This is a genomic window from Prevotella sp. MGM1, from assembly GCF_002933775.1.
GTDB lineage: Bacteria > Bacteroidota > Bacteroidia > Bacteroidales > Bacteroidaceae > Prevotella.
Window position 1 is genome coordinate 21305 of sequence record NZ_BEWV01000199.1, and the last position, 11769, is coordinate 33073.

Below are 11769 nucleotides of genomic sequence, written 5' to 3' on the forward strand. Positions count from 1 at the left end.
CAAATGAACTTGGAAACAGAACACTGTGAGAGCCTCGACAAACTGGCCTCACACTACGAAAGCATTCTCGGACTGCTCGGAGAAAACCCTGAGCGAGAAGGCCTGGTAAAGACACCTATGCGCGTGGCAAAGGCCATGCGGGTGCTGACAAGAGGCTACGGAATGGACGCCAACAAGGTGTTGACAGACGCCTTGTTCAAAGAAGATTACAGCCAGATGGTAATAGTGAAAGATATTGACTTCTTCTCACTCTGCGAACATCACATGCTGCCTTTCTACGGCAAAGCGCACGTGGCATATATACCCAACGGATATATCACCGGACTGAGCAAGATAGCACGCGTGGTGGATATATTCTCACACAGATTGCAGGTACAGGAACGAATGACATCGCAGATAAAGGAGTGCATCGAGCAGACACTGCACCCGCTCGGAGTGATGGTCGTGGTGGAGGCACGCCACATGTGCATGCAGATGAGAGGCGTGGAGAAACAGAACTCCGTGACGACGACAAGCGATTTCAGCGGGGCATTCAACCAGGCAAAGACGCGGCAGGAATTCATGAACCTGATACACAGCAAGTAAAGCGGGCCTGAACAGAACAATAATCGGCAACCATTTAAAACACACGGACATGTATCAAGCAGACAGAGGCACATACAAAAAAGAGACTTTCACGGAATTATTCTACCACAGTTGTCTCGGGAAGCTCATCATCATGGCGGTGATTGTCGCCTTCGGACTACTATTCGCCAACCTGTCGGTTCCGACCGAGGATGACATGATCTACAACACGGCCGACGGAATAAGCCAGTGTATCAACGAGAACAAACTCTCGAAAAATGATAGAATCGATGATGTGGTACGCAATTTCACGGCTATCTTCACCGACAGTGACTCTGCCTCGATAATAAATAACCTGAAAGACTTCGACAAATACAACCGTCTCGAAGTATACAGACACACATTCTACTCGACAGCACGGGTACACAACAACTTCCGCCCCGAGGGCACAAGAGTGGCAATAGGCATCTTCGGAATAGTAATCCCAACTGTCAGCTACAACGATATTGTGATGACCGTGGGGCCGGTAAGAAAGGAATACAACCAAAAGATTATCGAGACAAACTACGATGACGAGTATTTCGGCACCAACCCCGACCTTGGCAACACTTACAATACCTACCAAGGCGACGGCAGCGCCGAATGAGACGCAAGACACCCTTTACACACCCCGCACGACAACGGACGCCCTATCTCAGACTGCGGAAAAATTCTTTCATCATCATGGCGCACTCATCACCGAGCACGCCGGTGACTATCTCTGCCTTCGGATGCATCGCACCGGGGGCAAGTTTTTTATAGCCGCGTTTCTCATCGGGCGCGCCATAAACTATACGGGGTATCTGTGCCCACCCGATAGCGCCCGCACACATGGCACACGGCTCGACCGTCACATACAAAGTACATCCGGTGAGATACTTGCCGCCAAGCATATTGGCGGCCGATGTAATGGCCTGCATCTCGGCATGGGCTGTCACGTCGTTAAGAGTCTCGGTGAGATTATGTGCTCTCGATATTATCTTCCCTTTGCACACTATCACCGCCCCGATGGGAATCTCGCCGGCTTTGAGTGCCTCTTCGGCCTCTGTAATGGCCTTGCGCATATACTTCTCGTCTTCTTTAAGTTGCTCTTCCGCCGTCATATCCATATTATTTTTATATACTGCGACAAGTGGGCCTAAGCGATGTGGACAGCATTGGTCGCCAAGGCACAACTTATCTGATACAAAAGTAATACAAATTCTTTGACGAACGGGATAAAAATGCTATTTTTGCAATAATAAACAACAAACCAACCGTCCGCCTGCCGATAAGCCGCTACAAACGCATTACAAGCATATCCACAAATCGGACAACATATAAAAAGAACGAGACAGATGGCAGAACACAATGATTTCGGGCAATGGGGAGAACGCGTCGCAGCCGACTTTCTCGAACAAAAAGGGTACGGTATCATGCGTCGCAACTGGCGGTTCGGCCATCGCGACATCGACATAATAGCCGTAGACAGAGACACTTTGGTGATAGCCGAGGTTAAAACAAGAGCCGGAAACACACTGACGGAACCGGAAACGGCCGTCGACAGCCGCAAGATGCGCTCGCTGGCAATGGCGGCAAACGCTTTCGTGAAGAAACATGGAATAGACGCTCCGATACGTTTCGACATCATTGCCGTCACCGGAGCCAGCGGAGGCGAATACAGTATAAACCACATCAAGGACGCTTTCACCCCGCTGCCTTACTGATATAAGAACGGCAGAGAAACCCACACAATGGAACATATAAAGACTATTTTCATCGAAGAGACCGGCTCGACGATAGATTTCCTGCGGTATTACCGTGGCGAAGAGGGAACCCGCATGACAGTGGTATGCGCCGAAAACCAGACCGCCGGCCGGGGCCAAGGCACCAACCGGTGGGAAAGCGAAGCCGGAAAGAACCTATTGCTCGCCGTCAAGGCATATCCGAAAAATGTACAGGCACACCGGCAGTTCGTATTGCTCGAAGCGGGAGCGTTGGCTGTAAAAGACGCGTTGGAACGACACACGGACGGCATCTGCGTCAAATGGCCTAACGACGTGTATCACGGCGACTGCAAAATAAGCGGCACCCTGTCCGAATGCACCATCGCCCACGGCCTCGTCACGAGTTGCATAATAGGTACGGGCATCAACATAAACCAGCGGCTGTTTGCCGGCGACGCTCCAAACCCGACGTCACTGGCGGTAATCAACGGAAAGGATGCCGACCGAATGGAGGTTCTCGGAGTATTCATCAGACACCTGTCGACATATCTCGACATGATAGACGGCGGACACCACGATGACATACACGCCATGTACAAGGAGGCATTATACCGCCGACACGGCATCCACGCATACCGGGACAAGGACGGAGAGTTTGACGCCACGATAGAATCAGTAAGTCCCAACGGCATGCTAACGCTCGCTACGGCAGACGGGAAGCGACGCGAATACGCCTTCAAAGAGGTGTCTTTCATCATAAACAGCAATCAATCAAACAACAAATAACATTATGGCAAAGTACAAAAGAATATTGTTGAAGCTCAGCGGCGAGAGCCTCATGGGCAACCAGAACTACGGAATAGACCCCGAACGGCTGGCCGACTACGCCCGCCAGATTAAGGAAGTGAGCGAAATGGGAGTGCAGATAGGCATCGTAATCGGCGGGGGCAATATCTTCCGGGGCCTCAGCGGCTCGCAGAAAGGCTTCGACCGGGTGAAAGGCGACCAGATGGGTATGTGCGCCACGGTTATCAACTCGCTCGCACTCAGTTCGGCACTCGAAGCCATCGGCGTGCGCACCAGCGTGCTCACGGCTATCCGCATGGAGCCGATAGGCGAGTTCTATACCAAGTGGCGCGCCATCGAGGCCATGGAAGCAGGCCGCGTCTGCATCTTCTCGGCAGGCACGGGCAGTCCCTACTTCACCACCGACACCGGCTCGTCGCTGCGCGGAATAGAAATCGAGGCCGACGTGATGTTGAAGGGAACACGTGTCGACGGTATTTATACCGCAGACCCTGAGAAAGACCCCGAGGCCACCAAGTTCGACGAGATAACATACGACGAGATTTACACCCGCGGCTTAAAGGTGATGGATCTCACGGCAACCACGATGTGCAAGGAGAACAACCTGCCGATATACGTGTTCAACATGGACGTTGTCGGCAACCTGAAAAAGGTGATGGACGGCGAGCCTATCGGCACGCTGGTACACAACTGACAACCTTGCCGACGCACATTCACGGTATGATGCCCACCCGACGAGGCTGCCGCAAGCAGCGGAATGTGAGCCGAAAGCAAAACAAATTACAAACAATAAGCGACACATTGCCAATCGGCGGGCAAACGGCCGCAAATATCGGGGAAAGCCGTTCCGGCTTTCCCCTTTTCTTTTTTGCCTCAACTCCATATCCCGTGTATTTCCGTTCGCACAGCCTAAAAGGTTTCACTATACTCATCTTTTATTGCTTATATCCGAAAAATATATTAATTTTGCAACTTAGTGTAATGATTCTTTATGGTTGACGATATGTCAAAACGTTTTTATTCGCATCGCACATACATATTATATATAGTGGCAGCGGCAGTAGCCACGGTAGTTTTATCCGCCTGCTCGGCACCCGAATACCGCCGGGAACTGATTGAGGCGGACAGTCTTACATCCGTAAATCCCAATGATGCGACGGCCATGCTCGACTCTATCAGCAGCGCAATGGCGGCCGCTCCCGAGCATGAGCGGATGTACTACGAGTTGCTGCGCATCAAAGCGGCCGACAAGGCATACGCCACGCACACGTCGGACAGTGCTATTCTCAAACTTGTGGAATATTACGAGAATGGCGGCGACAGCCGGCTTCTGCCCGAGGTATACTACTATGCCGGAAGCGTTTACCGTGATCTAAACGATGCCCCACGCGCCATCGAATTTTACCAAAAAGCGGAAGAAACGCTGAAAGACAGCAAAAACTATCGGCTCCTGAGCAATATTAGCGCACAAGAGGGATTTATTTTCGGGCAACAATACCTTTATGAAGAAGCATTACAAGCACATTTGAAAGCATATAAATACGATAGCATTCTAAAAGATACCGTGAACATGGTATATTCTTTACGAGATATTGCAGACATACACAGATACAACAAAAGTCTAGATAGTTGCCTTATATATTTCAAAAAGGCAATGTCTTTTGCTACAAAAATAAATAATCATGAAATAATAAATGATATAAATTCATCTATAACCAATTTATATATAAAAAAACAAGACTATGATACTGCTCTAAAACTGCTCAAAGCCAATTTATATAACAATGAGAATAAAAGTAAAAGCCATGATTATAATATGGCTGTCAATATTTATATGCAAACTAACCAATATGATTCCGCATATAAATATTCCATGAAGTTATTAGACATTGGTACTATGCACGCAAAACAAACTGCAAGCGAAAGTCTTGCCAAAATTTATTTGAATAAAGGTGACTATATCAACGTCGAGAAATATATGCAGTTAACCAAGACCCATATAGACTCCATATTTAAAATCACCGCCGCCGAATCTGTGGCTAGAATGAGCTCACTATATAACTATAAACTGCGCGAAAAAGAGAACTTGGAGCTGAAAGCCGAAAATGCATCGCAGCTGAACATCATTCTGTTCAGCTGCATAATAATCTGCGCAATATCGGGAATTCTCGCAATATACATCATCAGAAACGTCCAAAAACGCAAGGAGCAGACCGAGAAATTCAAACGAATGAAAGCGGAACTGTTCAAGCAAAGCGAGGCATACATCAACGAAAACAAAGCCAAAATAGCCGAACTGGAAAAACAACTGTTCTCCACCGCCAACGAAAACAAAAGCCTCACGGAAAAGATAGAGCAGCAAAAGGCAGACCTGATACTCGCCAACGAAAACGCGAAACGAAAACAAGCAAGAAACGAGGCGGCAAGAGCAAGACTCGCAAATACCGAAATATATAAAACAATCATTCAGCGGGCAAAGGCAGACAAGGTGCTGCACGTTGATGAATGGAAAACACTCGACGAGACTATCAACGCAGAAATTGAGAATTTCCGCAACACAATCTACGAATATCATGATATCAGCACGCAGGAATATCGCATCTGCATGCTCATCAGACTCGATATTCCGATAAAAGACATAGGCACCCTCCTGAGCCTCTCCACCAGCGGAATATCGAAAGCCAGAAAGCGGTTGCAAGAAAAACTATTCGGAAACGACGGAACCGCAAAAGACTTTGACGCTTTCATCAAATCCCTGTAAACCAATAATTTAGCTCTCTTTTGTCAATAACCTGTCAACTCTTGACGGCTATTGTCAACTTAATGTCAACGCTTTTCGTTGGCATTCTTTTTTCGTATTCATACTTTTGCATCGAAATCAGAAATCAAACGAAATCGAAAAAAATAAAAGTATGAAAAAGAAATTTATGATTTGTTGCATGGCAATCATCACAAGTATGGGCATGCACGCACAGGGAAAAACAGTTGAACTACATTGGGATATTCCAAAAACTGACCAACATCGCTTTGAAGTCCCCACGGTAAAGTACGACAAAGACGAAGTTACCATCAGCGCAGACACCATTATATATAATGCACATATTATAATAAAAGATGCCACCGGAAACACAATCTATGATAAAAAGAAAATGATAAACCCGGCAGAAACCACATTAAGCATTCCCGAAGAATATCAAAACGACAAATTCACTATCGAGATTTACTATAAGGATAAATACGTTTACGGATATTTTGAATAAACAAATTATAATCAATTTAAAAATCAACAAAATGAAAAATATTTTAATGAGCACTATGCTCGCAGTAGTAATGCTTGCTTCTTGCAGCAATGAAGAATACGTAAATAATGATACCGAGCCATCGGATGAAGTTGCAAGGACATTTAAATATATGTCATTAAATGATCAGTTGGCACTTAATAATTCCCAAACTCGCACTGATAAAGTAAACCCAGATTATTCTGAAAAAAATAACGTTACGATAGTTATATGCAGATGGTCTGAATGGGGAAGAACAAGCAGAAACTGCCGAGGCTTCGGATTATGCAATTTTGAATGGTTCCCTAAAAACACCAAATTAACATACGATAAAAAATATGTTACAACCTATTTGCAACAAGACGAAAATGGGAAAAAATTTGTAGATTTATTCTTATCTGAACCGCTAAAAGATATCAATCCCGAAGAGATACCAAATTTGCATATTGATTGTAATTTGACTGGCACATACGATAAAATTCATGCGGACAAAATCGAATTAGATAGTATAGGAAATCCTGTTTATGCAGGCCATATTGAAAAAATGCCAACCTCACTTACAATGAAAAAAGGTGATTACCAATATAACCCCAGTCTTGGTACAAATGGCGGATATCGTATTTATTTTGAATAATAGCCATATACACTGATAATGTTCATAACACTATATGATGATATTGTGTTATGAACACTATATGACTACTGCATAAAAAAAATAACATGAAGCATTTTTTTATTTTATCAGTATTTCTTGCCATGCTGCCCATGAGCGGAAATGCACAGTGCAACCCCAACGCCACGACGAAATACCTATGCCTCGGCATCGAGCCGAATATAGGAGCGTCGTTCGGCAACAAGGGGATGAGGATGAACAACTATGCCCTCGACCTTTACTTGGGCATACAAGGGCGGCTGAACATCGTGGGAAGCGTGGAGCAGACATACAACTACTACAAGATGGACGACGTGAAAACGTATTTCTCGAACACGGGACTCGCCGGCGGACTGGCATACCAATTCGTAAAAAACGCCAAAAGTCACTGGCAGATGAAAGCCAAAATGGGAAGCACGATAGGGCACGCCGACTGGAAAAATACGTTCTATGACGTATCGGTGAGTTTCGTTCCGCAAATAGGCAAATCGTCGTCGAACGGCTCACTGAGCCTGGGCTACCGCTATGCCCACTCGAGGACAGAAGACATCGGGCACCATAATTTCATCTATTTCGCACTTGGTTTCGGACTATGATTATTTAATATAATCATAAAAAGATATCAATACTAATAAATACAAAAACAAAAAGCATTCATCCATGAACAAATTTATATTGACAGCCCTGCTGATAGCAGCTCCTTTTCTTATGCACGCAGAAGAAAAGGAAAGATGAAGTGGCCAGATTTGGCTTGTACACCGAATTGAAGTTAGACGCAAGTTTCAGGCAGCATGGCACCGAAGCCGGAGCACTTAACCTGACATTGGGTTTTGAGCCGATAAAAAAGTTGTCTGTGGCGTTCAACTGGAAACCGACACTGACATTGTATAACAACAATGACTTGAAAACCTCTTCTCGTCACCCGATGTCATCGGCGGAAGCATCGGATACAGAATCTTCCGGTAGAAAAACGGCACGAGATACGTACCCGAAGGTCAGTCGCTCGACATCCGCACTTCCATCAACTCCACACTGGGAGGCAATGATTTGAAATTCACTTCATACGACGTAGGACTGTACTACTATCAGCGGAAATCCGTTTCCGCTCCTGTCACGGGCATCGGTTTCAGGCACACATCATACCACACACCGGGCATTCAAGACACCTACTGCGTGTTTATAGAATGCGGTTTCAGGTTCTAACCTTATATAATACCGATACCATAAACACCAAGTGAGGCCCCGCAGCCTGCCGCCATAACCAATAAAGATGTTACACTATCTACATGCAGACATGCGGCGGCCTCACTTTCGCCAATCAATCGTAAAACAAACAAATACCCTTAACCACAATGAGAATATCAAATCCCGGAATATTCATGCCGCTATTCTTCACGTTTTTCTTGATAATAATCACGTGGTTCTTCACGCCCGACACGCCGTTATGGCTCTTCACCCGGTTCACGCTGATAGCAAGCATGGCCATATACCTGTCTACCTGCTTCCTGAAATCGGACAACAAGAACCTCGCCCACCTCACGCTCACGGGCGATGCCTTCGTCGCCGGGGGCTTGTTCATGGTTGCGGCATTCGCCGACTCCGAGCATCTGCAATTGTGCATGATACTTATCTGCGTGCCCCTGGCAGACATGATGCGGTATGTTTGCCGCGAAGACCCGCCAAAGAGGTACTACCCCATAGATCACCGGAACACGTGGATAGTGTACACCGAGATTGCGCTCACGGTGCTGACATACACCGTCATCGTGATATGTAATTTCAGATACCCGTCGCTTCTCGACGTAGTGTTTCTCTCGCTGGCGGCCGTGGCTTTCCTCATCGGTTTCTACCTGATGACAAGCGAGGAAGCACTGATGCCCGAAGAGAGGGAAAAATATCTGCCCATGACATTCTTGGCCGTCCCGCTGGCTTTGTGCTCGCCATACATATACCGGAGCGTGGGCAAAGCCTCGTTTGTATATTGCATCGCCTTAGCGTTGGTGATTGTCGTCATTCTCACCCTCGACACGATGCGATTTGCTGCGCGCGACAGATGATTGCAACAGCAAGATACATACTCTCCGCTGCACGGCAGTGACATTTTATACTTTAGATTGTTGCGCTTTCCGCTGTTTATTCGTACTTTTGTAGACAATAAGCCACGACAACTATACAGTTTGACAAGAGATATGGAATACTCACTGTTATAATATCACACCGCATTAACATGGTGAAAACAGTGCCGAGGAATATATAAATGATAACAACAATAAACATAATGGCATGAAGAGACAAGAAAACATGAAGAAAATGATCTTCATACTGCTGTTGGCGGCCATGCTGCCGACGAGCATTATGGCACAGTGCAACCCCAACGCCACGACGAAAAACCTGTGTCTCGGCATTGAGCCGAACATAGGAGCGTCGTTCTGCAAACAGGCAAGTCTTCATCGCACGGGTTGCTGAGCGTGGGTTGCCGCTATGCTCACTCTCGGACAGAATACATCGGACACCATAGTTTCATATATCTCGGCCTCGGACTATGAGAAAACCGGCACGGTGGCTTTTGATTATTCAACTGTTTCGTAATGAGTGATATGTAAAAATAAAATCACAATACAATAACTGTATTTTTATACGCCATGAGTAAATATTTATGCAAATATATAAACGGCATACACTTGTTTTTCTTTGTTTTTTGATACTTTTTCAATTGTCTCAAAACAAAATATCCGTTGCTAATATACAAAATTTTAAAGCGGAATGCAAGAGAATTTTAACGGTAAAAATGCATTTTTACCGTTAAACGCTTTCCTCGAAGTCCACATATTCACCATCGCCGTCGGCGAATATCTTACGGTCGGCGGTCGCGGGGTCGCGGTTGTCGATAATGGTTGTACCCGAGGCGGTGGTGTGTGTCCGTGCGCCGGCTGTTCCGCCGTTCATGCCGTTCCATGCCGACGATGACGATCTGCCGCCGGCACGCTGTCGGTCGCCGTTGCGGTTTCCTGCACGGCTGCCTCCGGTGAAATCGCCCGTGGCAGCGCGTGCCGCGTCGCGAAACATGCCGAGACCTCTCGCCACAATGCGTACCACCACCATGGCCGCCACGGCAATGATGACGAACATCAACAATAATATGAACAACAGGCCTTGCAACATGGGCAGATAAAGACTTGGTGACTATGCCTTGCGGCGCGATGTGAACACCGACAAAGCCACATACCACGCTATGACGGCGGCAAAACCGCTCATGCCGAGCAACAGAAGCATCGGCACGCAGGTGACGATGAAGATATACTTGACCTCGTTGCCGCTCCACCCCCACGTCTTGAATTTGAGGGCAAACATGGGTATCTCGGCCACTAGAACCAAACTGCTGACGAACACCATCAGCACAACAGCGGCCACCGCCCATGGCGATGACGAAAGCACCGAGCCTCCTCCGACGATCAGTGATGCCCAAAAGAGCGCATTGGCGGGAGTCGGCAGGCCGATGAAAGAAGTGGTCTGCCGCTCATCGAGATTGAACTTGGCAAGGCGGAGAGCCGAAAAAGCAGCCATGACAAACGCCACATAGGGAATGAAAGTACCGATAATGCCGACAGACGGCGGATATATGGCGGTATCGAGAAAGGTAAATATCATCGCAGATGGAGCCACACCGAAAGTGACGCAGTCGGCAAGGGAGTCAAGTTCCTTGCCTATTGGCGACGATACACCGAGCAAACGTGCGCTCATTCCATCAAAGAAATCAAACACCGCACCAATTATTATAAAAAGAAACGCCGTCTCGTAACATCCGAGAAAGGCGTTGTATACTGCCACACACCCCGACATGAGGTTGCATGATGTTATCGAGTTGGGTATATGACGTTTGATACTGTTGGCCATTGTCACTTCATTTTTGCTATTACCGTGAGGTCACCTGTGGTCTTCTGACCCATCTTCACGCACACCTCGGTGCCTAACGGCAGGAACACATCCACCCGAGAGCCGAGCTTTATGAAACCGAGATGCTCGTCGATGAAGCACTCTTCGCCCGCCTTGGCGTATGTGACGATGCGGCGCGCCATGGCTCCCGCTATCTGGCGGCAGAGCACCTGCTCGCCCTCGGGGGTCTCGATCATCACGTCGGCGCGCTCGTTCTCCTCACTGGCCTTTGGCAGCCAGGCCTTGTGGAAATTACCGTTGCGATGCTTTACAAACTTCACCTTGCCGTCCACGGGGAACCAGTTGGCATGAACATTGAACAGACTCATGAAGATGGATATCATCAAACGGCGGTCATGGAAATACTCGTTCTCCTCAACTTCCTCTATTACCACTATCGTACCGTCTGCCGGTGCCACAACAGTACGCTCGGTGCTGCCCTCGAAAAAACGTTTCGGGCAGCGATAGAAGTTGAGCACAATCATCCAAACAATACTGAAAACGCACACAAACGCAGCGAACGGCACCTTGCAATCGACATAACGCCACAGCAGAAAAGCCACGGCTATGAGCAAGATAAGACTTACAGTCAGAGTGTTTGTTCCTTCACGATGTATTCTAATCTTTTTCAGTTTCCTAAGTCTTTTATCCATCAGTAAGTTTCAGGTTATATGTATATGCCTTGCAAAGGTACTCTTTTTTTACTTACCCCGCAAACTTTTTACCTTTATTCTTTGGCTGTATCAGGTTTTAAGCGTAACTTTACGCCTCAAAAATCAGGAACAGACAA

The 11769-nt window shown here is 47.0% G+C and carries 17 protein-coding genes; 13 read left to right on the forward strand and 4 right to left on the reverse strand.

What is annotated here, in order from left to right:
- The first annotated feature begins 3 nt into the window (after positions 1-3).
- Entirely contained in the window at positions 4-585 is a 582-nt protein-coding gene (folE, locus tag MoGM_RS07720) for a GTP cyclohydrolase I FolE (RefSeq protein ID WP_104369507.1), read from the forward strand.
- A 49-nt stretch (positions 586-634) separates the two neighbouring features.
- Complete coding sequence (locus MoGM_RS07725) at positions 635-1210, forward strand: hypothetical protein (RefSeq protein WP_104369508.1); 576 nt, start codon at positions 635-637, stop codon at positions 1208-1210.
- Positions 1211-1253: 43 nt separating this feature from the next.
- Here MoGM_RS07725 and MoGM_RS07730 read toward each other — a convergent pair whose 3' ends face one another.
- The gene (locus MoGM_RS07730; RefSeq protein WP_104369536.1) at positions 1254-1706 is read right to left on the reverse strand and encodes a nucleoside deaminase; all 453 of its coding nucleotides are present in this window, start codon (positions 1704-1706) and stop codon (positions 1254-1256) included.
- A gap of 234 nt (positions 1707-1940) precedes the next feature.
- Here MoGM_RS07730 and MoGM_RS07735 point away from each other — a divergent pair, with 234 nt between their 5' ends.
- The 11 genes from MoGM_RS07735 (at position 1941) to MoGM_RS07780 (ending at position 9512) form a co-directional block, all read left to right on the forward strand.
- Positions 1941-2309: a YraN family protein gene (locus MoGM_RS07735; RefSeq protein ID WP_104369509.1), complete on the forward strand. Its 369-nt coding sequence runs from the start codon at positions 1941-1943 to the stop codon at positions 2307-2309.
- A 27-nt stretch (positions 2310-2336) separates the two neighbouring features.
- Entirely contained in the window at positions 2337-3095 is a 759-nt protein-coding gene (locus MoGM_RS07740; RefSeq protein WP_104369510.1) for a biotin--[acetyl-CoA-carboxylase] ligase, read from the forward strand.
- Positions 3096-3099: 4 nt separating this feature from the next.
- On the forward strand, positions 3100-3810 hold the full coding sequence (gene pyrH, locus MoGM_RS07745) for a UMP kinase (protein ID WP_104369511.1): 711 nt from the start codon (positions 3100-3102) through the stop codon (positions 3808-3810).
- A 309-nt stretch (positions 3811-4119) separates the two neighbouring features.
- Positions 4120-5877, forward strand: coding sequence for a lipopolysaccharide assembly protein LapB (locus tag MoGM_RS07750; protein ID WP_158249581.1), 1758 nt, complete (start codon positions 4120-4122; stop codon positions 5875-5877).
- Positions 5878-6028: 151 nt separating this feature from the next.
- Entirely contained in the window at positions 6029-6376 is a 348-nt protein-coding gene (locus tag MoGM_RS07755; protein ID WP_146078689.1) for a DUF3244 domain-containing protein, read from the forward strand.
- A gap of 31 nt (positions 6377-6407) precedes the next feature.
- Positions 6408-7028, forward strand: coding sequence for a hypothetical protein (locus MoGM_RS07760; protein ID WP_146078690.1), 621 nt, complete (start codon positions 6408-6410; stop codon positions 7026-7028).
- An 86-nt stretch (positions 7029-7114) separates the two neighbouring features.
- Positions 7115-7642 carry a hypothetical protein gene (locus tag MoGM_RS07765; protein ID WP_146078691.1) on the forward strand — a complete coding sequence of 176 codons (528 nt, stop codon included), beginning with the start codon at positions 7115-7117 and terminating at the stop codon, positions 7640-7642.
- Positions 7643-7809: 167 nt separating this feature from the next.
- On the forward strand, positions 7810-8097 hold the full coding sequence (locus MoGM_RS07770; protein WP_146078692.1) for a hypothetical protein: 288 nt from the start codon (positions 7810-7812) through the stop codon (positions 8095-8097).
- A complete protein-coding gene (locus tag MoGM_RS13070) occupies positions 8094-8249 on the forward strand; it encodes a hypothetical protein (protein WP_158249582.1) in 156 nt (51 codons plus the stop codon). Before MoGM_RS07770 ends, MoGM_RS13070 begins: the two co-directional genes overlap by 4 nt.
- A 149-nt stretch (positions 8250-8398) precedes the next feature.
- Positions 8399-9103 carry a hypothetical protein gene (locus MoGM_RS07775; RefSeq protein ID WP_104369517.1) on the forward strand — a complete coding sequence of 235 codons (705 nt, stop codon included), beginning with the start codon at positions 8399-8401 and terminating at the stop codon, positions 9101-9103.
- 226 nt (positions 9104-9329) lie between these two features.
- On the forward strand, positions 9330-9512 hold the full coding sequence (locus MoGM_RS07780) for a hypothetical protein (RefSeq protein WP_104369518.1): 183 nt from the start codon (positions 9330-9332) through the stop codon (positions 9510-9512).
- Positions 9513-9848: 336 nt separating this feature from the next.
- Here the strand turns inward: MoGM_RS07780 and MoGM_RS07785 are convergent, their stop codons facing one another.
- The 3 genes from MoGM_RS07785 to MoGM_RS07795 are packed head-to-tail and all read right to left on the reverse strand — an operon-like array spanning position 9849 to position 11632.
- Positions 9849-10193, reverse strand: coding sequence for a DUF4834 family protein (locus MoGM_RS07785; RefSeq protein ID WP_158249583.1), 345 nt, complete (start codon positions 10191-10193; stop codon positions 9849-9851).
- A 36-nt stretch (positions 10194-10229) separates the two neighbouring features.
- Positions 10230-10940: a phosphatidylcholine/phosphatidylserine synthase gene (locus MoGM_RS07790; protein ID WP_104369520.1), complete on the reverse strand. Its 711-nt coding sequence runs from the start codon at positions 10938-10940 to the stop codon at positions 10230-10232.
- A gap of 2 nt (positions 10941-10942) precedes the next feature.
- Positions 10943-11632, reverse strand: a complete 690-nt coding sequence (locus MoGM_RS07795) for a phosphatidylserine decarboxylase family protein (RefSeq protein ID WP_104369521.1) — start codon at positions 11630-11632, stop codon at positions 10943-10945.
- Between the last annotated feature and the right edge of the window lie 137 nt (positions 11633-11769).